The organism is Klebsiella sp. JB_Kp004 (assembly GCF_040065795.1).
Lineage (GTDB): Bacteria > Pseudomonadota > Gammaproteobacteria > Enterobacterales > Enterobacteriaceae > Klebsiella > Klebsiella quasipneumoniae.
Genome location: NZ_JBEAKW010000006.1, coordinates 1 through 23,124, shown reverse-complemented (window position 1 = coordinate 23,124; position 23,124 = coordinate 1). Strand labels below are relative to the sequence as shown.

General features: G+C 56.4%; 20 protein-coding genes and 1 tRNA gene. 16 read left to right on the top strand and 5 right to left on the bottom strand.

Features of this window, described 5'->3' with window-relative positions:
- Positions 1 to 123: 123 nt before the first annotated feature.
- On the top strand, positions 124 to 1,509 hold the full coding sequence (cysS, locus tag ABLX76_RS07720; RefSeq protein ID WP_348874388.1) for a cysteine--tRNA ligase: 1,386 nt from the start codon (positions 124 to 126) through the stop codon (positions 1,507 to 1,509).
- Positions 1,510 to 1,554: 45 nt separating this feature from the next.
- Here cysS and ybcJ read toward each other — a convergent pair whose 3' ends face one another.
- Together ybcJ and folD are read right to left on the bottom strand one after the other, a co-directional pair.
- Positions 1,555 to 1,767, bottom strand: coding sequence for a ribosome-associated protein YbcJ (gene ybcJ, locus ABLX76_RS07715; protein ID WP_004143016.1), 213 nt, complete (start codon positions 1,765 to 1,767; stop codon positions 1,555 to 1,557).
- A gap of 1 nt (position 1,768) precedes the next feature.
- Complete coding sequence (gene folD, locus ABLX76_RS07710) at positions 1,769 to 2,635, bottom strand: bifunctional methylenetetrahydrofolate dehydrogenase/methenyltetrahydrofolate cyclohydrolase FolD (protein WP_004143017.1); 867 nt, start codon at positions 2,633 to 2,635, stop codon at positions 1,769 to 1,771.
- 340 nt (positions 2,636 to 2,975) lie between these two features.
- Between folD and ABLX76_RS07705 the strand changes: the two genes are divergently transcribed.
- From ABLX76_RS07705 to uraH, 3 genes are all read left to right on the top strand, one after another.
- A tRNA-Arg gene (locus ABLX76_RS07705) sits at positions 2,976 to 3,052 on the top strand.
- Positions 3,053 to 3,422: 370 nt separating this feature from the next.
- Entirely contained in the window at positions 3,423 to 3,716 is a 294-nt protein-coding gene (locus ABLX76_RS07700; RefSeq protein ID WP_101978185.1) for a hypothetical protein, read from the top strand.
- Positions 3,717 to 4,109: 393 nt separating this feature from the next.
- Complete coding sequence (uraH, locus tag ABLX76_RS07695; RefSeq protein WP_086075296.1) at positions 4,110 to 4,511, top strand: hydroxyisourate hydrolase; 402 nt, start codon at positions 4,110 to 4,112, stop codon at positions 4,509 to 4,511.
- Between the two features lie 78 nt (positions 4,512 to 4,589).
- Here the strand turns inward: uraH and ABLX76_RS07690 are convergent, their stop codons facing one another.
- Positions 4,590 to 4,760 carry an ATP-NAD kinase gene (locus ABLX76_RS07690; protein WP_348874385.1) on the bottom strand — a complete coding sequence of 57 codons (171 nt, stop codon included), beginning with the start codon at positions 4,758 to 4,760 and terminating at the stop codon, positions 4,590 to 4,592.
- Between the two features lie 324 nt (positions 4,761 to 5,084).
- Here ABLX76_RS07690 and ABLX76_RS07685 point away from each other — a divergent pair, with 324 nt between their 5' ends.
- Both ABLX76_RS07685 and ABLX76_RS07680 read left to right on the top strand, forming a co-directional pair.
- Complete coding sequence (locus ABLX76_RS07685) at positions 5,085 to 5,225, top strand: hypothetical protein (protein WP_032428644.1); 141 nt, start codon at positions 5,085 to 5,087, stop codon at positions 5,223 to 5,225.
- A gap of 45 nt (positions 5,226 to 5,270) precedes the next feature.
- Entirely contained in the window at positions 5,271 to 6,575 is a 1,305-nt protein-coding gene (locus ABLX76_RS07680) for a citrate synthase (protein ID WP_348874383.1), read from the top strand.
- Between the two features lie 72 nt (positions 6,576 to 6,647).
- On the opposite strand, the gene ABLX76_RS07675 is transcribed toward ABLX76_RS07680, so the two are convergent.
- The gene (locus ABLX76_RS07675) at positions 6,648 to 7,514 is read right to left on the bottom strand and encodes a GNAT family N-acetyltransferase (protein ID WP_218810298.1); all 867 of its coding nucleotides are present in this window, start codon (positions 7,512 to 7,514) and stop codon (positions 6,648 to 6,650) included.
- Positions 7,515 to 8,022: 508 nt separating this feature from the next.
- Here ABLX76_RS07675 and ABLX76_RS07670 point away from each other — a divergent pair.
- From ABLX76_RS07670 to lysS, 7 genes are all read left to right on the top strand, one after another.
- Positions 8,023 to 8,943 (top strand): Kdo(2)-lipid IV(A) acyltransferase, encoded by a 921-nt coding sequence (locus ABLX76_RS07670; RefSeq protein ID WP_065882796.1) that lies wholly within the window; start codon positions 8,023 to 8,025, stop codon positions 8,941 to 8,943.
- A gap of 100 nt (positions 8,944 to 9,043) precedes the next feature.
- The gene (locus ABLX76_RS07665) at positions 9,044 to 9,316 is read left to right on the top strand and encodes a DUF1471 domain-containing protein (RefSeq protein WP_002892402.1); all 273 of its coding nucleotides are present in this window, start codon (positions 9,044 to 9,046) and stop codon (positions 9,314 to 9,316) included.
- A gap of 290 nt (positions 9,317 to 9,606) precedes the next feature.
- Entirely contained in the window at positions 9,607 to 11,175 is a 1,569-nt protein-coding gene (cadC, locus tag ABLX76_RS07660) for a lysine decarboxylation/transport transcriptional activator CadC (RefSeq protein ID WP_348874380.1), read from the top strand.
- Positions 11,176 to 11,540: 365 nt separating this feature from the next.
- Positions 11,541 to 12,875, top strand: a complete 1,335-nt coding sequence (cadB, locus tag ABLX76_RS07655) for a cadaverine/lysine antiporter (RefSeq protein ID WP_348874378.1) — start codon at positions 11,541 to 11,543, stop codon at positions 12,873 to 12,875.
- A gap of 82 nt (positions 12,876 to 12,957) precedes the next feature.
- Positions 12,958 to 15,105 (top strand): lysine decarboxylase CadA, encoded by a 2,148-nt coding sequence (cadA, locus tag ABLX76_RS07650; protein WP_023288680.1) that lies wholly within the window; start codon positions 12,958 to 12,960, stop codon positions 15,103 to 15,105.
- 59 nt (positions 15,106 to 15,164) lie between these two features.
- Complete coding sequence (dtpD, locus tag ABLX76_RS07645) at positions 15,165 to 16,640, top strand: dipeptide permease DtpD (protein WP_101993180.1); 1,476 nt, start codon at positions 15,165 to 15,167, stop codon at positions 16,638 to 16,640.
- Between the two features lie 338 nt (positions 16,641 to 16,978).
- Positions 16,979 to 18,496 (top strand): lysine--tRNA ligase, encoded by a 1,518-nt coding sequence (gene lysS, locus ABLX76_RS07640; RefSeq protein WP_004202393.1) that lies wholly within the window; start codon positions 16,979 to 16,981, stop codon positions 18,494 to 18,496.
- A 76-nt stretch (positions 18,497 to 18,572) separates the two neighbouring features.
- Here the strand turns inward: lysS and ABLX76_RS07635 are convergent, their stop codons facing one another.
- Positions 18,573 to 18,998, bottom strand: coding sequence for a hypothetical protein (locus ABLX76_RS07635; RefSeq protein ID WP_064157853.1), 426 nt, complete (start codon positions 18,996 to 18,998; stop codon positions 18,573 to 18,575).
- A 573-nt stretch (positions 18,999 to 19,571) separates the two neighbouring features.
- Here ABLX76_RS07635 and iolE point away from each other — a divergent pair.
- The 3 genes from iolE to ABLX76_RS07620 are packed head-to-tail and all read left to right on the top strand — an operon-like array spanning position 19,572 to position 22,702.
- Entirely contained in the window at positions 19,572 to 20,492 is a 921-nt protein-coding gene (iolE, locus tag ABLX76_RS07630; protein ID WP_064157809.1) for a myo-inosose-2 dehydratase, read from the top strand.
- Positions 20,489 to 21,661 (top strand): Gfo/Idh/MocA family oxidoreductase, encoded by a 1,173-nt coding sequence (locus ABLX76_RS07625; RefSeq protein WP_023288684.1) that lies wholly within the window; start codon positions 20,489 to 20,491, stop codon positions 21,659 to 21,661. Before iolE ends, ABLX76_RS07625 begins: the two co-directional genes overlap by 4 nt.
- A 9-nt stretch (positions 21,662 to 21,670) precedes the next feature.
- Complete coding sequence (locus tag ABLX76_RS07620; protein ID WP_072420813.1) at positions 21,671 to 22,702, top strand: Gfo/Idh/MocA family oxidoreductase; 1,032 nt, start codon at positions 21,671 to 21,673, stop codon at positions 22,700 to 22,702.
- Positions 22,703 to 23,124 lie beyond the last annotated feature (422 nt).

Below are 23,124 nucleotides of genomic sequence, written 5' to 3'. Positions count from 1 at the left end.
TATAGGGGGGTGTTATAGCATAACCGCGGGGGTCGATGCACCTTGCAATGTGTGCTGCGTCCTGTGTGAATTATGGGTATTATAGAGGCTTCATTACCCACACACGTCTACACGGAATCTTCGATGTTAAAAATTTTTAATACACTGACGCGCCAGAAAGAGGAATTTAAACCTATCCATGCCGGGGAAGTCGGCATGTACGTGTGTGGTATTACCGTTTACGATCTCTGTCACATCGGCCATGGGCGTACCTTCGTCTCCTTTGACGTTGTGGCGCGTTATCTGCGTTTTCTCGGCTATAAGCTGAAGTACGTGCGCAATATCACCGATATCGATGACAAAATCATTAAGCGCGCTAATGAAAACGGCGAAAGCTTTGTCGCGCTGGTCGATCGGATGATCGCCGAAATGCACAAGGATTTTGACGCCCTGAATATTTTGCGTCCCGACAGCGAGCCGCGCGCGACGCATCATATTGCGGAAATCATCGAGATTACCGAGCAGCTGATCGCCAAAGGCCATGCCTATGTGGCGGATAACGGCGACGTGATGTTCGATGTGCCGACGGACCCGAACTACGGTTTGCTGTCGCGTCAGGATCTCGATCAGCTGCAGGCGGGGGCGCGCGTCGACGTGGTTGACGTCAAGCGTAACCCGATGGACTTCGTTCTGTGGAAGATGTCGAAAGAGGGCGAGCCAAGCTGGCCGTCGCCGTGGGGCGCGGGCCGTCCGGGCTGGCATATCGAGTGCTCGGCGATGAACTGCAAACAGCTGGGCAACCATTTTGACATCCACGGCGGCGGTTCCGATCTGATGTTCCCGCATCACGAAAACGAAATCGCTCAGTCCACCTGCGCCCATGACGGCGAGTACGTTAACTACTGGATGCACTCCGGCATGGTGATGGTCGACCGCGAGAAGATGTCGAAATCGCTGGGCAACTTCTTTACCGTCCGCGACGTGCTGAAGTATTACGATGCGGAGACCATTCGCTACTTCCTGATGTCCGGCCACTATCGCAGCCAGCTGAACTACAGCGAAGAGAACCTCAAGCAGGCGCGCTCGGCGCTGGAGCGTCTGTACACCGCGCTGCGCGGTACCGACAAATCCGTCGACGCGGCGGGCGGCGAAGCCTTCGAAGCACGCTTTATCGAGGCGATGGACGATGACTTCAACACCCCGGAAGCCTACTCGGTGCTGTTCGATATGGCGCGCGAAGTAAACCGCCTGAAAACCGAGGACACGGCCGCGGCGAACGCCATGGCGGCCCACCTGCGTAAGCTTGCGTCGGTGCTGGGGCTGCTGGAGCAGGAGCCGGACGCCTTCCTGCAGAGCGGCGCGCAGGCTGACGACGCGGAAGTAGCGGAAATTGAATCGCTTATCCAGCAGCGTCTGGACGCGCGTAAAGCGAAAGACTGGGCGGCGGCGGATGCGGCGCGCGATCGTCTTAACGAGATGGGGATCGTGCTGGAAGATGGCCCACAGGGCACCACCTGGCGCCGGAAGTAAGTCATAAAAAAACGCCCGCTTAAGCGGGCGTTTTCCTTTTCGCGGTCAGGCCGTGACGGTTACGCTCTGGCCTTCAAAGCTCACCGTCTGACCGGCGACGATTTTGCAGCGTTTGCGGGTTTCCACCGCGCCGTCGACTTTTACCAGCCCGTCGGCGATGGCGATCTTCGCCTGGGCGCCGCTTTCGCTCCAGCCTTCCAGCTTCAGCAGATCGCACAGCTCAACGTGCGGGTGTTTTCCTAAGGAAAATGTCGCCATCTCAGGCCTCCTCAACGTCGTGGTACTCTTCGCACGCCTGCAGCGTGTTCTGAATCAGGGTGGCGACGGTCATCGGGCCAACGCCGCCGGGAACCGGGGTGATGTAGGATGCGCGTTCAGCGGCATCTTCATACACCACGTCGCCGACCACTTTGCCGCTTTCCAGACGGTTAATGCCGACATCGACCACAATCGCCCCTTCTTTGATCCATTCGCCAGGAATAAAGCCCGGTTTACCCACCGCGACGATCAGCAGGTCGGCGTTTTCGACATGATGGCGCAGGTTTTTGGTAAAGCGGTGGGTGACGGTGGTGGTGCAGCCGGCCAGCAGCAGCTCCATGCTCATCGGACGGCCGACGATATTGGACGCGCCAATGACCACCGCATTCAGGCCGTAGGTGTCGATATTGTAGCGCTCCAGCAGCGTCACGATACCGCGCGGGGTGCACGGACGCAGGCGCGGCGCCCGCTGGCACAGGCGGCCAACGTTGTAAGGATGGAAGCCATCGACGTCTTTATCCGGCGCGATGCGCTCGAGAACTTTGACGTTATCGATCCCTGCCGGCAGGGGCAGCTGAACCAGAATACCGTCGATGGTCTTATCGGCATTCAGGGTGTCGATAAGCTCCAGCAGCTCGGCTTCGCTGGTGGTTTCCGGGAGATCGTAAGAGCGGGAGACGAAGCCCACTTCTTCACATGCTTTGCGCTTGCTGCCGACATAAATCTGCGAGGCCGGGTTGCTGCCGACCAGCACGACGGCCAGCCCAGGGGCGCGTTTTCCGGCCGCAACGCGAGCCTTCACTTTTTCCGCAACCTCAGAGCGTACCTGCTGCGCAATCGTTTTACCGTCAATAATTTTTGCTGCCATCAGAGAGAGGATTCCATCTGTATCTTTACGAAAGGGGGATGAGGATATTTTGTCAGAAGCCGGCCTCGCTGTCAGTCCTCGTTTGCTGTTTTATCCTGTCTGGGGCAAATTTAGCCAGTTTTTGACCCTTTTCATTGCATGGTTATTGGTGTGTTGCGCCTGGCCACTCAGTCGATTTACTGGCGTAAGAGCCCCGGTGGTATGCTTCTTGTACAGTTGGCGGAGGATATTTCGCCAGCCTCGTATAAGCCCCGCAGTTTCCTGGCAAAATGGATTGACTCAACCGACGTGGACCGTATAATTCCAGGCGTTTCACTCCGCGAAGCACTCGCTTCTCAGGGCGCCCTTAGCTCAGCTGGATAGAGCAACGGCCTTCTAAGCCGTAGGTCACAGGTTCGAATCCTGTAGGGCGTGCCATTTTGAATCAAAACGTTATACCAATCTTCATCCAGACTATTTTCCTCTCTGTGTCGTCTTTGTGTCGCTGGCGGCAAAAATGGCGTCATTGTCTTGGAGCTAGCGTCTCACACGTTACTATCCTGGATAGCGATTTTCCGTAATCTGGTCGCCTTATTGATTAATTTCATTTTCTGAAAAATATTTCCTCTGCATTAAAATGTGTGCAGGCAAATAATAAACAGGCTAACACTCTTCATAACTTTAATTTATGCTACCGGGGCTAGGTATCGCATTTTAAGCTGGCGCGAATGACAGTTGCTAAAGATCAATATTCAATGCTTTTTGAAAGCATACCCTCGATGTTCATCTTCGACCTGGAAAGATCCAAATGAACATCAAATTCGTCACCATCTCCGTATTCGCTGTTGTGTTTGTCTTTGCATCAGATATTTCTATCGCCAAATCGAATGCCTTAAGCGATGATCAGGTCAGGCAAAGAATTATTGATGACTCTGTCGCATCCTACCCCGGCACCTGTGCCTGTCCCTTCAATACCGCGCGGAACGGCAGCTCGTGCGGTGGCCGCAGTGCCTGGAGCAAAGCGGGTGGGTATTCACCCATTTGCTACAAGAAAGAGATAACAAAGGAGATGGTGAAGGCGTGGCGACAAGAGAATCAATGATAATAATTAATATCTGCACCAGGTGATTACTTCCACTGGAATAGTCGTTTAAATAATGTTAAATGATTATTTCGAATACGGCAGGCCATTTTCAGTGAGCACTGTTCTGTTAGAGGGGGGAGAGGCCACGGCATATATTCTTTAACCTTGTGATATTTGACCCGAGCTAATCTATTTCCCCTCTCTGACAGTTTAAGTGTCCCGTATCCTGTTACGCAGAGCACGGGGTTACTCACACATAAGACACTTCCTCTTCTCACGACAAAACCGGTTCGGCGTGTTGTGTATGGGGACAGTCCCCATCACCGCAATCTGATAACAAAAAGTTTAATTTTTTTCCCCGCCGCGCTGACTATAGTTAGGGCACTTTCACTTGCCCAAAAGGTCACGATTATGAAATTAGTTATCGCCTCCGTAATTTCCCTGCTCAGCTTCAGCGCGCTGGCGGCGCCAGAGGGCACGCTCAGCGTACACATTCTTAATCAGCAAACCGGGCTCCCTTCGCCGGGGGTGCAGATTGAGCTGGATAAGCAGCAAGGGGACAGCTGGCAGCATATCGCCACCGGCAAAACGGATGCCGATGGGCGGATTAAATCGCTCTATCCGCAGGCGGAAAATATGGAGCCGGGGGTGTATAAAGTGACATTTAAAACCGGTGACTATTTTAAAAGCCAAAACATGAATACGTTCTTCCCGGTGGTTCCGGTTATTTTCAATGTCACAAAGCAAAATCAAAAACTGCATATCCCGCTGCTGCTCAGTCAGTACGGATACTCTACCTACCGCGGCAGCTGATAACTCAAGCCGTTATCCAGCCAACGCCTGCGCGTCTCCCGCAGGCGTCACCCTTTCCCTGCACAACGACGCCCACGCCTAACGCTCGGTCTCTTTTTCTTTAAAATGGTTAACGGCTTCGTCGTACATCGCCAGCAGGCCGGAAATATCGCCTTCATATTGCGGCACGCGCTGGGCGCGAACGAGCTCAATTATCAGCGCATAGGCTGCTTCTTCCGGGGCCGCATGTGGGTTGATCAGTCCAGACATATCACCTCCTTAACAGTGGGCCTTTAGCCTACCCCTCGCCGGGAAACCGCAACAGCCTGATATGCGACCAGTACTTCTTGTATGACTCTGCTGAAACTTCAGAGGCGAAGACCACGGCGGAAATCCATTGAATGAGGCGTTATCCAGGCCACTGGCGTGGCGGTTAGCGCTGCGTCTATACCGGCAGCAGGCTCATCATCAGCCAGGCGATAGCGATGCAGATGAGGGTCATCGACAGCACAAAATTCATGGTAGCTCCTCTTCATCCTTTCTTTACTCAGCGTAAATTTTGACAGCGCTGATCGCCTTTATCCTTGGCGATTTGTGCCGCTATCCAGCGGTGGGGTGGGGAAAGACGGCCTGTTTCCCCGGGAAGGCCAGCAAAATATCCTCTTTGTCAGCGTTATAGTGATGACATCAATGAATAAGCTGCATCACATTGGTTATGTTGGTCTTTCCGCCTGAAGAATGACTTCAGGTCGCTGATAAGCTGCTGGGGGAACTGACAGGATGAGCACCACACCGTTAACGCTTTCTATTGCCGGGCAACCGACGCCCATCACCCTGCCGCAGGTGCCGGGAAGCCGGGGCCATGTGGGGGTCGACATACGCGAGCTGAATCAGTCCGGATTCTGTAGCTACGACCCCGGCTTCGCCAACACCGCCGGATGCCAGTCGGCGATCTCGTGGATCGATACGGAAAACAGCGTGCTGCTGCACCGCGGCTATCCGGTGGACCAGCTGGCCCGCCAGTGTGATTTTCTCGAGGTGGCGTACATCATGCTGCGGGGCGACGCGCCGGATGAGGCCAGCTATCAAACGTTTCGCGAAACCATCACCCGCCATACCCTGGTGCATGAGCAGATAGCCCGCATGTGCAGCGGCTTTCGTCGCGATTCGCACCCGATGGCGCTGATGTGCGCCCTGGTGGGGGCGCTGGCGGCGTTCTATCATGATGTCCTGGATGTGGAAAATCCGGAGCACCGGGCGCTGGCCGCCACGCGGCTGCTGTCGAAAATGCCCACTATCGCCGCCATGAGCTACAAGTACTCCATTGAACAACCCGCCGCGTATCCGCGCAACGATCTCTCCTATGCCGGCAATTTCCTGCAGATGCTGTTTGCTATCCCGGCCGAGAAATACGTCCTCAATCCGGTCATCGAACAGGCGATGAACCAGATCCTGGTCCTGCATGCCGATCACGGGCAGTGCGCCTCCACCACCACGGTGCGCGCGGCGGGCTCCTCCGGGGCGAACTTATTCGCCTGCGTCGCCGCCGGGCTAGCGTCGCTGTGGGGACCGATGCACGGCGGCGCCAATGAGTCGAGCATGCGGATGCTGGAAGAGATTGAAAGCGTCGATCAGGTTCCGGCGTTTCTGCGTCAGGCAAAACGCGACCCGCAGGCATTTCGCCGCCTCGGTTTTGGCAACTCACGCTACCGTCACCGCGACCCGCGCGCCGATATCCTGCGTGAAACCAGCCATCGGGTACTGGCGGAGGTAGGAATGTCCGATCGTCTGCTGCAGGTGGCGATGGCCCTTGAGGACGTGGCGCTGACCGACCCCTACTTTGTGGAAAATGGCCTGTCGCCGAGCGTGGATTTTTATACCGCGGTGATCCTCAAGGCGATGAATCTGCCTTCGTCGATGTTTGCGGTGGTCACCGCGGTCGGACGGACGGTCGGCTGGGTGGCGCACTGGAACGAGATGCACCAGGCGCCGCTGACCATCTACCGGCCACGGCAGATTTATGTTGGCGAGGACTATCGGGATTACGTCTCACGGCGCGGCGAGCCGCCGACCGGCTCGCGTTGACAGCGGGCGAGGCGAACGCCAGCGCGACCTTCGTGGTGACCTATAACTGATCGGCCTGACGGCGCGGCGCCGTCAGGCATGCGCCAGTAAAGGAAACATCAACTTCCTGTCTTTAAACAGGTTTTCCTTGTGGTCATAGACAAAGAGGATATCTTCCCCCTCAATCTTCTCGTACTCGCCGAGCCGGTCTTCATTGGGGGTAAAACCGAGGATGGCCTGGTAAACATGGTCATCGGCCAGCTCGTTGACCAGCGTCGACAGGCTTTTGCCCGTGTCGCAGAACAGGTCAAAGCAGATCAGCACCGGGCCGTTTTGCATGGCGATAATCACCGCCTCATTTTTTGCCGAATAGTAAACGAAATGCTTCATAAAGGCGGAGCAGTAAAACATCAGCAGGCCAAAGTTGTGCTCCACCCGCAGCGGTGAGAACGGGTTGGATTTTTCATAGTAATGGCGGAGCAGGGTGACATCGTCCGCGCGGTCCATATCCAGCTTGCGAAAATCACCGGCGCGCGGAGAGACCGGCATAATATATTGATGCTCTTCGCTGCGGGTGAAACCAAATTTGGGGTAAAAATCCACCGTGGTGGGATTGGCAAATAAAAAGAAGGCGTCTGCCTCCTGCTGCCAGTCCTGCAGGATGTGATGGATAAGCTGACCGGCTAATCCCTTATTACGGTGGTCCGGTTCGGTCATCACGGTGCCAATCTGAATATAACGCCGGGGTTCGCCCTGCCAGCGCAGATCGATGATGTTGGCCGAGGCGTTAGCGATAATTTTATTACGTTCGACAAAGGCGTAGGGGATATAGGCGTCAGTCCAGTAACCTTGTTGATACCACTCTTCAAAAGACAGGTCGAAAGTCTTAACGGCAAGGTCAATGAAGCTTTTTCTTAATGTGTTATTTTCTCTGACTTGCTTCACTAATTGATAATTCATTGTCATAGTTCCTTCTCACTATGGCTTCTGAAAGCGACGACGTCGGCAAAGGCACTTGCGTCGAATGAGCGCTGTAAACGTAGCATATCTGGGAAAAGGATCCGCATTGGTGATGCTTAACCTTTGCCCGAGTCACAAATAACCGCATGCTGACCATGTTAGACCGGGCGAAACGGCCTGTTTGCGTTGGCTATCGCCATAATAAAGCGTGAGTAAAAAGGCATTGGGCGAGAGGCTGAGGATAAGACACTGGCGATTTTATCGGCAATCGGCCGCGTCGTAGAGGTTAGGTTTATTTATTTATGCACAAATCAGGAAATTTTACGCTAAGTGTCTAATACGAGAGTAACCCCAGCGCAAGGGCTGAAATTATCATGGAATCGGCTTATAATAACGCGCTTTGTGACTGAGTATTACCGCACGAATTGGAAAAATATAACCTGCAGGATCCGCTACTTTATTTCGCGATTTTTGCTCAGCTATTATTGAGTGAATTAACAGGATTACTATGTCAAATTTACCCAAATTTTCCCGCGCGCTATTGCACCCGCGTTACTGGCTATTATGGCTGGGAATTGGCTTGTTATGGCTGCTGGTGCAATTACCGTATCCGGTGATCTACCGACTGGGCACGGCGCTCGGGCGGCTGGCAATGCGGGTGATGAAAAGTCGCGCGCGGATTGCCAGACGTAATCTGGAACTCTGTTTTCCCGCGATGAGCGTCGCCGAGCGTGAGGCGCTGCTGGTGAAAAACTTTGAATCGTTGGGCATGGGGCTGATGGAGACCGGCATGGCCTGGTTCTGGCCGACGCACCGGGTGGCGCGCTGGACCGAGACCAGCGGCGTGAACGAGGTGGTCGACCTCCTCGAACAAAAGCAGGGCATCTTACTGATCGGCATTCATTTTCTCACCCTCGAGATGGGGGCGCGGATGTATGGCATGTTTACCCCGGGCATCGGCGTCTACCGGCCCAATGATAACCCGCTGATTGACTGGCTGCAGACCTGGGGACGCTTGCGCTCGAACAAGACCATGCTGGATCGAAAAAATCTGAAAGGGATGGTCAGGGCGCTAAAAGAGGGGGAGATCCTCTGGTACGCGCCGGATCATGATTACGGCCCGGCCAGCAGTGTTTTTGCGCCGCTGTTTGCCGTCGAGCAGGCGGCGACCACCACCGGCACCTGGATGCTGGCGAAAATGTCCGGGGCGACGATTGTGCCGTTTGTTCCCCGACGCAAGCCCAACGGTAGGGGATATGAATTGATCTCCCTGACGCCGGAGCGCACGCCGCCGCTGGCAAGCGCCGAGGCGACGGCGGCGTGGATGAACCAGATTATCGAACAGTGCATCCTGATGGCGCCCGAGCAATATATGTGGCTGCACCGGCGTTTTAAGACCCGCCCGGAAGGGGTACCGCCGCGTTACTAAACGCTGCGGCCAAAAAATCAGCGCATCGGTAGCACGCTTAGTAAATCGCCGTCTATACTGAAAGGGCCTGACTGAAGGCCTATTCCAAGGAGATTTTAGGATGAAAAAAGTGATAGTCGCGTTAGCCCTTTCAGCCGTTGCATTTGGCGCCTCCGCCGCGCAGTTGATCACCAAAGAAGAAGTGAAACACTTCAAACTGACCAAGGTCGGACCGATCTCGGTGGGGCCGTCCGGCGGTGAGTTCTCTTCGCCCTCCGATCTGCACGATCAGCTCTCTAAGCTGGCCGATGAGAAAGGCGGAAAGTACTACGTGATTACTGCTGCGCGTGAGCATGGCCCTAACTTTGAAGCCACAGCGGAAGTGTATAAATAATCGATTGTGCCGCTGCCGTAGCGGCACGCCACTGACTGAGCCTGGAGCGCGTTACGCCTCCGGGCTTATTTTTTTTCCGCCGCCCGCGTTCCACCGGCTAAGCGACAGCGAAAACGCATTTTTATCGCTATATATAGTTTTGATGATCACGATGTTAATGAAATATTGCTTTTTATTGTCGCTAAAAGGCGAATTCCCGCCTAATGCCTGAGGGAGTGACCCCTGGCAAAAATAGGTAGGACAAATGTGTTATCATCGCGCCTTTCCCTTTTTGTCTGGGGCTTTCTTGTATGCTACAACCTGTTGTTCGCGTCGGTGAATGGCTGGTAACCCCCTCTGTAAACCAAATCAGCAGGAAGGGGCGCCAGCTTACCCTTGAACCGCGTTTAATCGACCTCCTGGTCTTTTTTGCTCGCCATCCGGGGGAAGTGCTTAGCCGGGACGAGCTTATCGAAAACGTCTGGACCCGGAACGTTGTGACCAGCCACGTTGTCACGCAGAGTATTTCCGAACTGCGCAAGTCGCTCAAAGACGGCGACGACGTTAGCCTTGAGTACATCGCGACGGTACCCAAACGGGGGTATAAGCTCACGGTGCCGGTGATCTGGTGCACCGAAGAGGGGGAGGAACTCACCCCGCAGATGGAGGCGCTGACGCCTTCGCCATCGGTCGCCGCTCCCGCGCCGCCGGCTGCCGGTGCGCCGCCGGACGCGCCCGTCTCCACCGCCGATCCCGCCGTGCCAGCTCCCGCGCCGACAGGTGCCAGCGCGCCGTCAGTGCGTAAACGGCTCACCACCGCCCTGGTGTGGGGGCTGTTTCTGCTGGCGCTGGGCACCTGCGTGGCGCTGGTGGCGCTGTCGAGCATGGAATCGCGGCCGCCGGTCAACAAGGCGCGCCTGCTACTCAACCCGCGCGATATCGATATCCACCTGGTCAATGGTAACTCCTGCACCAACTGGTCTTCGCAGCACTCCTACGCGGTCGGCCTGGCCAGCCTGATCACCACCTCGCTGAACACCTTCTCGACCTTTATGGTGCATGACAAAACAGACTACAACATCAATGAGCCGAGCAGTTCCGGTAAAACGCTGACCATTGAATTCGTCAATCAGCGCCACTACCGGGCGCAGCAATGCTTTATGTCGGTCCAGCTGGTGGATAACGCCGACAGCTCGACGATGCTCGATAAGCGCTATTTTGTGACCAATGACAACCAGCTCACCATCCAGAACGATCTGATGAACAGCCTGTCGGACGCGCTGGCGCAGCCGTGGCCGGCGCGAATGCAGGCGATGCTCAGGCAATATCAGCCCTCGCAAAGCGTGGCGTTAACCTATTTCTACCAGTCGCATCAGCTGTTAATGAAGGGCGATGTTGACTCATTAAGCAAGGCCAGCAGCCTGCTGGATGATGTGATTAAGCGGGCGCCTGATTTTATTTACGCGTATGCCGAAAAAACGCTGGTGGATGTATTACGCCATTCGCAACAGCCGCTGGATGATAAACAGCTGGCAGCCCTCTACAGCGAAGTTGAGCGGGTAGGGGAGATGCCGGGTATAAAAGATATGGCGATTTATTATCAAATAAACGCAGTGGATTTGCTGGGAAAGGGAAAAGTTGACGAAGCGAACACAGCGATTAACCATGCGATCGATTTAGAGATGTCGTGGCTGAATTATGTGCTGTTAGGCAAAGTCTATGAGATGAAAGGTGAGAACCGGCTGGCAGCGGATTCTTACATTACGGCGTTTAATTTACGACCCGGTGGAGACACATTGTACTGGATTGAAAACGGAGTTTTCCAGACGTCGGTCAACCGGGTTGTTCCGTATCTCGATAATTTCCTCTCTTCAGAATAAGTAAACCCTCATCATGTGAAAGGTTTTTGGTGTGATGAGGTTAAATTTATGTTTCTCATGAAGCCTCCTGTTGTTATTTATATTTAGCATTCAGGAGGCTTTGAATAACAGTTCAGTAACACGTCATATCTCATCTAAGTTCATGTAAAACAACAATGTTTATCTTTTTCTGACACCCTGTTGTCATGTTTATATGTTAAGCGAAAAAGGTCAAAATATCATTTGTCTGATGTTTGTTGTTATTTCACTTTATCTTTAGGACTTATCTCGTACAAATCAGTAATCTTGTTGGCAGTTGGTCGGGTCAATTAATGGTTCTGTATCATGATCTGTACCTCCCAAATAAACTTAGGAGAAAAACAACCATGAGTTCTGCCAAGAAGATCGGGCTATTTGCCTGTACCGGTGTCGTCGCCGGTAATATGATGGGGAGCGGTATTGCATTATTACCTGCGAACCTGGCCAGCATCGGTGGTATTGCCATTTGGGGCTGGGTAATTTCAATTATTGGTGCGATGTCTCTGGCTTATGTTTATGCCCGACTGGCCACTAAAAACCCGCAGCAGGGTGGTCCCATTGCTTACGCAGGGGAAATATCTCCGGCATTCGGTTTCCAGACCGGTGTACTTTATTATCACGCAAACTGGATTGGTAACCTGGCTATCGGGATTACCGCAGTTTCTTATCTGTCTACGTTCTTCCCTATTTTAAATAACCCGGTGCCAGCAGGGATTGCCTGTATTGCCATCGTGTGGATCTTTACTTTCGTTAATATGCTCGGCGGGACCTGGGTCAGCCGTCTGACCACCATTGGTCTGGTGCTGGTGCTTATTCCGGTAGTCATGACCGCGGTCGTCGGCTGGCACTGGTTTGATGTCGCTACCTATCAGGCGAACTGGAACACCTCCAGCACCACCGATAGCCACGCGGTCATCAAAAGTATCCTGCTCTGCCTGTGGGCCTTCGTTGGCGTAGAATCCGCCGCCGTGAGTACCGGGATGGTGAAAAACCCGAAACGTACCGTGCCGCTGGCCACCATGCTGGGTACCGCGATGGCCGGTATCGTCTACATCGCCGCGACTCAGGTTATCGCCGGTATGTATCCTGCTTCTCAGATGGCAGCGTCCGGTGCGCCGTTCGCGATTAGCGCCTCCACCATCCTCGGCGGCTGGGCTGCGCCGATGGTATCCGCTTTCACCGCCTTCGCCTGCCTGACTTCTCTGGGCTCGTGGATGATGCTGGTTGGCCAGGCGGGTGTGCGTGCCGCCAACGATGGCAACTTCCCGAAAGTGTATGGCGAAGTCGATAGCAACGGTATCCCGAAAAAAGGCCTGCTGCTGGCCGCGGTGAAAATGACCGCGCTGATGGTGCTGATTACCCTGATGAACTCCGCCGGTGGTAAAGCCTCTGACCTGTTCGGCGAACTGACCGGTATCGCGGTACTGCTGACCATGCTGCCTTACTTCTACTCCTGTGTTGACCTGATTCGTTTCGAAGGCATCAACATCCGTAACTTCGTCAGCCTGATTTGTTCGGTACTGGGTTGCGTGTTCTGCTTCATCGCGCTGATGGGCGCAAGCTCCTTCGAACTGGCCGGCACCTTTATCGTTAGCCTGATTATCCTGATGTTCTACGGCCGCAAAATGCACCAGCGCCAGAGCAACGCATCGGATAGCAACAGGCCCGCTAACGCGCACTAATCAGTAACCCTTTTTCCTGAGGCTCCTTCCATCACCTGTCATAGCGCGACGGGAGGGGCTTTCTACATCTGGAGATTTGACTATGAACGTTATTGCAATCATGAATCACATGGGGGTTTACTTCAAAGAAGAACCCATCCGTGAACTGCATCGTGCTCTCGAACGCCTGGACTTCCGCATTGTCTACCCGAACGACCGTGACGACTTATTAAAACTGATCGAAAACAACTCTCGTCTGTGCGGCGTGATCTTCGACTGGGATAAATACAATCTCGAGCTGTGCGAAGAAATCAGCAAAATGAACGAGTACATGCCGCTGTATGCGTTCGCTAACACCTACTCCACGCTGGACGTTAGCCTGAACGATCTGCGCATGCAGGTTCGCTTCTTCGAATATGCGCTGGGCGCTGCGGAAGATATCGCGAACAAAATCAAACAGAACACTGACGAATACATCGACACCATTCTGCCGCCGCTGACCAAAGCGCTGTTCAAATATGTGCGTGAAGGCAAATACACCTTCTGTACCCCGGGCCACATGGGCGGTACCGCCTTCCAGAAAAGCCCGGTAGGCAGCATCTTCTACGATTTCTTTGGCTCCAACACCATGAAATCCGATATCTCGATTTCAGTTTCTGAGCTCGGTTCCCTGCTGGACCACAGCGGCCCGCACAAAGAAGCGGAAGAGTATATCGCTCGCGTATTTAACGCCGAACGCAGCTACATGGTGACCAACGGCACCTCGACCGCCAACAAAATCGTCGGTATGTACTCCGCGCCGGCCGGCAGCACCGTGCTGATTGACCGTAACTGCCACAAATCGCTGACCCATCTGATGATGATGAGCGACATTACGCCGATCTACTTCCGTCCGACCCGTAACGCCTACGGCATCCTCGGCGGTATCCCGCAGAGCGAATTCCAGCACGCGACTATCGCCAAGCGTGTGAAAGAGACGCCGAACGCGACCTGGCCGGTACACGCCGTTATCACCAACTCGACTTACGATGGTCTGCTGTACAACACTGACTTCATCAAGAAAACCCTGGATGTGAAATCCATCCACTTTGACTCCGCATGGGTGCCTTACACCAACTTCTCGCCGATCTATGAAGGCAAATGCGGGATGAGCGGCGGCCGCGTCGAAGGGAAGGTGATTTACGAAACCCAGTCCACGCACAAACTGCTGGCGGCGTTCTCCCAGGCATCGATGATCCACGTGAAAGGCGATGTTAACGAAGAGACCTTTAACGAAGCCTACATGATGCACACCACCACCTCCCCGCACTACGGGATCGTGGCGTCCACCGAAACCGCGGCGGCGATGATGAAAGGCAACGCCGGTAAGCGCCTGATCGACGGCTCTATCGAACGTTCCATCAAGTTCCGTAAAGAGATCAAACGTCTGAAAGGCGAGTCTGACGGCTGGTTCTTCGACGTATGGCAGCCGGAACATATCGACGGTCCTGAATGCTGGCCGCTGCGCTCCGACAGCGCATGGCACGGTTTCAAAAACATCGACAACGAGCACATGTATCTCGACCCGATCAAAGTCACTCTGCTGACCCCGGGGATGAAGAAAGACGGCACCATGGATGAGTTCGGTATTCCGGCCAGCATCGTGGCGAAGTATCTCGACGAACACGGCATCGTGGTGGAGAAAACCGGTCCGTACAACCTGCTGTTCCTGTTCAGCATCGGTATCGACAAAACCAAAGCGCTGAGCCTGCTGCGTGCGCTGACCGACTTCAAACGCGCGTTCGACCTGAACCTGCGGGTGAAAAACATGCTGCCGTCGCTGTACCGTGAAGATCCTGAATTCTATGAAAACATGCGTATTCAGGACCTGGCGCAGAATATTCACAAACTGGTTGAGCATCACAACCTGCCGGACCTGATGTTCCGCGCGTTTGAAGTGCTGCCATCCATGGTGATGACCCCGTATGCCGCGTTCCAGAAAGAGCTGCACGGTCAGACGGAAGAAGTGTACCTCGAAGAGATGGTCGGCCGCGTCAACGCCAACATGATCCTGCCGTATCCTCCGGGAGTGCCGCTGGTGATGCCGGGTGAAATGATCACCGAAGAGAGCCGTCCGGTGCTGGAGTTCCTGCAGATGCTGTGCGAAATCGGCGCCCACTATCCGGGCTTCGAAACCGATATCCACGGCGCCTATCGTCAGGCGGATGGTCGTTACACCGTTAAAGTGCTGAAAGAAGAGAATAACAAGTAATAGACGCACACCAGGGAAGTGGCTTGCCACTTCCCTTTTTCACGCTGCAAGGAGAACACATGAAAACACCCTCACAGCCGCGCGCGATTTACTACATCGTTGCGATCCAGATCTGGGAGTACTTCAGCTTTTACGGCATGCGCGCCTTACTCATCCTCTACCTCACCCACCAGCTTGGCTTCGACGACAGCCACGCCATCAGCCTGTTCAGCGCTTACGCCTCTCTGGTTTACGTTACCCCTATTCTTGGCGGCTGGCTTGCCGACCGCCTGCTCGGCAACCGCACGGCGGTGATTGCCGGGGCGCTGTTGATGACCCTCGGCCACGTGGTGCTGGGCGTTGAGTCGACCTCCGCATGGAGCCTGTACGTCGCGCTGGCGATCATTATCTGCGGCTACGGCCTGTTCAAATCCAATATCAGCTGCCTGCTTGGCGAACTTTACGCCCACGACGATCCGCGTCGCGACGGCGGCTTCTCGCTGCTGTACGCCGCCGGCAACGTCGGCTCCATCGCCGCGCCCATCGCCTGCGGGCTGGCGGCTCAGTGGTACGGCTGGCATATCGGCTTCGCCCTGGCGGGGATCGGGATGTTCATCGGCCTGATGATTTTCTTAAGCGGCAGCCGCCACTTCCGGCATACCCGCGGCGTCGATAAACCGGCGCTGCGGGCGGTGAAATTCCTGCTGCCGACCTGGGGCTGGCTGCTGGTGATGCTCTGCCTGGCGCCGGTGTTCTTCACGCTGCTGCTGCAAAACAACTGGTCCGGCTATCTGCTGGCGGTCGTCTGCCTGTTCGCCGCCCAGATGGTGGCGCGGATCATGATCAAAGCCCCGGAGCATCGTCGCGCGTTGTGGCAGATCGTCCTGCTGATGCTTGCCGGGACGCTGTTCTGGGTGCTGGCGCAGCAGGGGGGAAGCTCGATTAGCCTGTTTATCGATCACTTTGTTAACCGCCGCCTGCTGAACTGGGACGTGCCGACGGCGCTGTTCCAGTCGGTTAACGCGGTGGCGGTGATGGCGGCCGGCGTGGCGCTGGCGTGGCTGATGCGCCCGGAAGGCAGCGCGCGTTCGGTGCTGCGCGTCTGGTTGAAATTCGCTTTTGGCCTGCTGCTGATGGGCGGCGGCTTTATGCTGCTGGCGCTCAACGCCCGCCACGGCGCCGCTGAGGGTCAGGCCTCGATGGGCATGATGGTCGCTGGACTGGCGATGATGGGTTTTGCCGAACTGTTTATCGACCCGGTCGCGATGGCGCAAATCACCCGCCTGAACATGCCCGGCGTCACCGGGGTATTGACCGGTATTTATATGCTGGCCACCGGCGCGGTGGCCAACTGGCTGGCCGGCGTGGTCGCCCAGCAGACCACCGAATCGCAAATCAGCGATACGGCGATTGCCGCCTATCAGCATTTCTTCTCGCAGATGGGGGAATGGACCCTCGGCTGCGTGGCGGTGATGGTGGTTATCGCCTTTGCCGCAGCCTGTAGCGTCGGCAAACGCCGCGCGGCGGCTGGCGAGCTTCCCGGCGGCGGCGCCTGACGCGCGTCCCGGCTGCGGCGTAACCGCCTCCGCCGGGCTATCGGCCAGCGCCAATTATCGCCCCGGTACGCGCAGCGCGACCGGGGCATTCCATCCACAGCGGAGCGCAAAGCCGCTCCTGCACAGCGTAGTGAGCAGAAGGAGGATATTCTGGCAGGCGCGGAAGCCAACGATAAAAAATACCGTTAGTGAAGGCATAGCTGAGTGAGATCAGCTTGAAGAGAAGCCAGATTCGTTACTCTTGTTCTTCGGTGTAAAGCCGGAGACAGGCCGCGCGGAAGGGTGACCTGGTTCAATTTATCGAAGCTAGTTTGAAAGCAAGGTTATGAGGAACCCATATGTCTGAACAACAAGCACAAGGTGCCGATGAGGCCATTGACCTTAATAATGAACTGAAAACTCGTCGCGAAAAACTGGCTGCGCTGCGTGAGCAGGGCGTAGCTTTCCCCAACGATTTCCGTCGCGATCATACCTCTGACCAATTGCACGCTGAATTCGATGCGAAGGATAACGATGAACTCGCTTCCCTGAACGTTGAAGTTGCGGTGGCCGGCCGGATGATGACCCGCCGCGTGATGGGCAAAGCCTCCTTCGTCACCCTCCAGGACGTCGGCGGCCGTATCCAGCTGTACGTGGCCCGCGATGACCTGCCGGAAGGCGTCTACAACGAACAGTTTAAGAAATGGGACCTTGGCGACATCATCGCCGCCCGCGGCAAGCTGTTCAAAACGCAAACCGGCGAACTCTCCATCCACTGCACCGAGCTGCGCCTGCTGACCAAAGCCCTGCGCCCGCTGCCGGATAAATTCCACGGCCTGCAGGATCAGGAAGTCCGCTATCGCCAGCGCTATCTGGATCTGATCGCTAACGAAGAGTCGCGCCATACGTTCCGCATCCGCTCGCAGATCCTCGCGACCATGCGTCAGTTCATGGTAGCCCGTGGCTTTATGGAAGTGGAAACCCCGATGATGCAGGTGATCCCCGGCGGCGCTTCCGCCCGTCCGTTTATCACGCATCACAACGCGCTGGATCTCGATATGTACCTGCGCATCGCGCCGGAACTGTATCTGAAACGTCTGGTGGTCGGCGGCTTCGAACGCGTGTTTGAAATCAACCGTAACTTCCGCAACGAAGGGATCTCGGTACGCCATAACCCAGAGTTCACCATGATGGAACTGTACATGGCGTACGCGGACTACAAAGACCTGATCGAACTGACCGAGTCGCTGTTCCGCACCCTGGCGCAGACGGTGCTGGGCAAAACCGAGGTGCCATATGGCGACCAGGTGTTTGACTTCGGCAAGCCGTTTGAAAAACTGACCATGCGCGAGGCGATCAAAAAACATCGTCCGGAAACCAACATGGCGGATCTGGATAACTTCGACGCGGCGAAAGCGCTGGCGGAATCTCTCGGTATTCAGGTAGAGAAAAGCTGGGGTCTGGGGCGCATCGTCACCGAAATCTTCGACGAAGTGGCGGAAGCGCACCTCATCCAGCCGACCTTCATCACCGAATACCCGGCGGAAGTCTCCCCGCTGGCGCGCCGTAACGACGTCAACCCGGAAATCACCGATCGCTTCGAGTTCTTCATCGGCGGCCGCGAAATCGGTAACGGTTTCAGCGAGCTGAACGACGCCGAAGACCAGGCGCAGCGTTTCCAGGATCAGGTTAACGCCAAAGCGGCGGGCGATGACGAAGCGATGTTCTATGACGAAGACTACGTCACCGCGCTGGAGTACGGCCTGCCGCCGACCGCCGGTCTGGGCATCGGTATCGACCGGATGGTGATGCTGTTTACCAACAGCCACACCATCCGCGACGTGATCCTCTTCCCGGCGATGCGTCCGCAGAAGTAAACCGTTGCACTCCCTCCCGGCCTGCGCCGGGAGGTTCTTCCTGCATTATCCCCATCCTGTCGGCAGGGCAATGTTATTACAGGACTTTTTGCAACGTGCCGCGCTGGCTGCCGTTTGCCCATACGCCGTTAAAGGCGTCGTTGAGGGTAAAGGCTGAGCTTTTCACCCGGAACGTCAATTTACCCTGGCTGGCTTTCGCATCCTCGACCAGATGACCATGGGTTTTCACCGTTTTAGCGGTGACGGTAATCTCATCAATTTTATTGCCATAGTCAGTATAAACATACCAGGTGCCCACCCAGGGGCCGAAGCCGCTGCTGGCCTGCTGCGCGGCGGCGGCATTCTCGGCTTTGGTTTTATGAATATCGCAGGTGGTTCCGTCGGTCATCTGCGTGCAACCGGAGCGTTCAAGCTGTTCCCGGTATTTCGCGCTAATGGCGTGGGCCGGCGCGGCGGCGACCAGCGCCAGGGTGAGGGTGGTGAAAAGCCAGGTCTTATTCATCTTATTGTTTCTCATCGCGATAGCGGCGCGCATTGTCATAAAGGTTGATATACATTGGTGCATTCTCCAGGGGCGTCCGAATAAATATAACCGCAGCCATTCCTGATAAATAACGAGCAGAAAGAAGAAGGGTTATTTATTTGTAAAAACATCATTACCCTGATCTTATTTATCACCGTACCTTCCCGCTGCATGTCATATTATTGCAGAGAGAATGTTAAGTAATTGATGTTTTAAAAGGGACTATTTGTCACTTACGCAAATAACAGCAGGCCAGGCCTGGGCGCAGGGCTAAAGCCCGCGCCGCTGCGGTGTTGAGATTTTTTCATATTGCTATCATCATATTTCGAATGAAAGGGATAACCTCTGAAGCGGGTTATTAAGCCAGTAATTTTTATCTGCAAAATAAGCCTGCGGCAAGCATTATTTCCATTTATTTTTCAGGGCTACTCACGCCAGCGGATATTTCGTCCGCGGCAATGATGGATTTCCATCATTTCTCCGTTTTCATCGCTGGTCGTCGCCTGCTTATAGTGACGGCACACCAGACGACTGGCTGAAAAGGAGATAAACATGGCGACAGAGCACCTGCAGTGGGGCATTAGCCCCCTGTGCTGGACCAACGATGTGCTGGAGGATTTAGGCGGCGATATCCCTCTCGACACGTGTCTGCGCGAGGCGCGGGAGGCGGGGTTTCAGGGAATTGAGTTAGGGCGGAAGTTTCCCCGCCAGGCGGAGACATTGGGGCCTCTGCTGGCGGCGGCTGACCTGCGCCTGGCGTCAGGCTGGTACAGCGGCTTGCTGGCCGACCGCAGCGTGGAAGCGGAGCTGGAGGCGGTGCGGGGCCACGCGCAGCTCCTGCAGCAGCTCGGCGCCAGGGTAATGGTCTATGGCGAGTGCGGGCAACTGCCCGGTGAAACGCCGCTTGATGAGCCGATCTCGCTCTCGCCGCCGTTAAGCCGCGTCAGCCTGACGGCGTATTGCCATAAGCTAAATACCTTTGCCGACCTGCTGCTGCGGGACTACGGCCTCCGGCTGGCCTATCACCATCATCTGATGATGCTGGTGGAGCACGACGACGAGCTGGAGCGGTTTTTGTCCCAGACCCATGACAACGTCGGGCTGGCGTTTGATACCGGACACGCCTTCGTCGCCGGGGTCGATATCCCGCGCGTGCTGGAGAAATATGGCCACCGTATCCGCCATCTGCATCTGAAAGACGTCCGTCCGCAGGTGCTGGGGCGTCTGTATCGCGAAAACCTGAGCTTTAACGAGGCGGTGCGCGCCGGGCTGTTTACCATCCCTGGCGACGGCTGCATCGACTATGCGCCGATCCTCAACTTTGCCCGGGACAGCGACTACCGCGGCTGGCTGATTATCGAAGCCGAGCAGGACCCGGCGATGGCGCCGCCGTTTGCCACCGCCCGCCGCGCCTTCGCCTGGCTGGCGCACCACTTTTCGTCCCCGTCATCATCAGAGGAGCACGCATCATGAGCGCGCGGTTAAATATTGGTCTTATCGGCTCCGGTTTTATGGGCCAGGCGCACGCCGACGCTTACCGTCGCGCGGCCATGTTCTATCCCGATCTGCCGAAGCGCCCCTATCTTTACGCGCTGGCGGATCAGGATCAGGCTTTGGCTGAACGTCATGCGGTGAAGCTGGGGGCGGAGAAAGCTTATGGTGACTGGCGCGAACTGGTGAACGATCCGCTGGTGGACGTGGTGGATATTACCTCGCCGAACCATCTGCACTACACGATGGCGATGGCGGCGATCGCGGCGGGTAAACATGTCTATTGCGAGAAACCGCTGGCGGTTAACGAGCAGCAGGCGCAGGAGATGGCGCAGGCGGCCCGGCGCGCGGGGGTGAAGACCATGGTGGCCTTTAACAACATTAAAACCCCGGCGGCGCTGCTGGCAAAGCAGCTTATCGCCCGGGGCGATATTGGCGAACCGGTGCGCTTCCGCGGCACCTTTGATCAGGGGTTTTATAACGACCCGAACCTGCCCTGGTCCTGGCGCTGCTCGAAAACCCTCGGCGGCAGCGGGGCGCTTGGCGACCTCGGCGCCCATACCCTGTCCGTCGCCCAGTTTTTGATGGGCGGTATCCGTGAAGTGACCGCCAGCGCGCAAACCTGCCTGCGCCAGCGTCCGGTGCCACAGACCGATGCCGGGTATGCCAGCCGGGTCGCGGCCGATGCCGAGTGGCGGGAAGTGGAAAATGACGATCAGGTTCAGTGCCTGGTCAATTTCGACAGCGGCGCCGCGGGGGTGATTGAGGCCTCGCGCATCGCCGCCGGGCGCATCTTCGGCGTGTTCTGGGAGGTCTCCGGCACCGAAGGCACGCTGTATATGGACGGGGAGCGCTTTAACGAACTGCAGGTGTATCGCTTCCGCGATGACAAACACGACCGCGGCTTTAAAACGCTGTATGCCGGGAGCCAGATCCCGGCCTATGCCGGCTTCTTCGGCTTCGATTTTGGCGGCGGCGGGCTGGGCTATTTTGACGTCAAGGTGATGGAAGTGCATGACCTGGTGCAGGGGATTTGTGGGGACGACGACTGCTATCCCAGCTTTGAATTTGGTTTACAGAATCAGCGCGTGCTGTCGGCGATTGAAGCCTCGATGGTCAGCCGTCGCTGGGTTAACGTGGTTAAGGATTAAGGAGCCGCTATGTTTCCCTCACAATTACCGACCCCGCGCCGCCCGGCGGCGCAGAGCATTCCCTCCCTGCGCTGGGGCATCATCGGTCCGGGCTGGATCGCCGAGCGCTTTGTGCACGCATTGAAAACCCAGAGCCGGCAGCAGGTGGTGGCCGTTGCCTCCCGCAGCCAGGCGAAGGCCGACCGGGTAGCCGCGGAATGGGGGATCCCCCAGGCTTACGGCCGGGTGGAGGAGATGCTGGCGCGTCCGGATATTGATGCGGTTTATATTGCGACGCCGCACAACCATCACTTTCCCGACGGCATGCAGGCGTTGAAGGCGGGCAAACATGTGCTGATAGAGAAGCCCTTCGCGCTCAACCTCGGCGAAGGAGGTGAACTGCAGGCCGAAGCCGCCCGCCAGGGGAAGCTGGCGCTGGAGGCGATGTGGTGCGATTACGCGCCGAAGTATGATGTGATCCGCCAGCTGCTGGAGGATGGGGTACTCGGCGACCTGCATACCCTGCTGGCCGATCACGGCGAGTATTTCACTACCGATCACCGCATCTTTAATGCCGACCTTGCCGGCGGGCCGATGATGGATCTCGGCAGCTATTTGACCTCGTTTGCGCTGATGGTGGGCGGCATGCCGCAGGAGATTGTCGCCCGCGGCCACGCGACGGCGGAGGGGCTTAACGGCCAGACGTCAATGCTGTTCAGCTGGCGGAACGGGATGCAGGGGCTGTTAAACACGACGTTGTTCAGCAACACGCCGGGCGGGGCGGTGGTGGCCGGACGCCAGGCGACCCTGACGATCGACGGTCAGTTTTACGCCCCCGGCGGGTTCACGCTCGCCGCCAGCCAGGGCGGGCAGGCGCTGCGCTGGGAAGAGCCGCGCAATCGCTACGACCAGCTGTTCTGGCAGGCGGAGCATTTTGCCTGGTGCATCGGTCAGGGGCTGCGGGACTCGCCGCTGCGGCCGCTCAGTCAGGTGCTGCAGAATCTGCAGGTGATGGATGAGGTGCGGCGCCAGGTGGGCGCGGTGTTTAACGAAGAACGTTAAGGGGCCGGACGGGCTTTGGTTTTGCAGACAGCGCGAGCGTGCACGCCATTGCCCGGCACCGGGACGCGCACGGTACCGGATATCTGCTGCCCGGCGGCGCGGCGCTTGCGCGGGCCTGGGATGTCACTGCAACTGTGTGATATGGATGGTTATCATGCCCGTAGGCCGGGCAAGGCGTCGCCGCCGCCCGGCATAAAAGCGGCTCCGCGTCGGCTGTTCTTGCCCGGCGGCGCTGTGCTTGCGCGGGCCTGGGATGTCACTGCAACTATTTGATATTGATGGTTATCATGCCCGTAGGCCGGGCAAGGCGTCGCCGCCGCCCGGCATAAAACGGCTCCGCGTCGGCTGTCCTTGCCCGCGGCGCGGCGCTTGCGCGGGCCTGGGATGTCACTGCAACTATTTGATATTGATGGTTATCATGC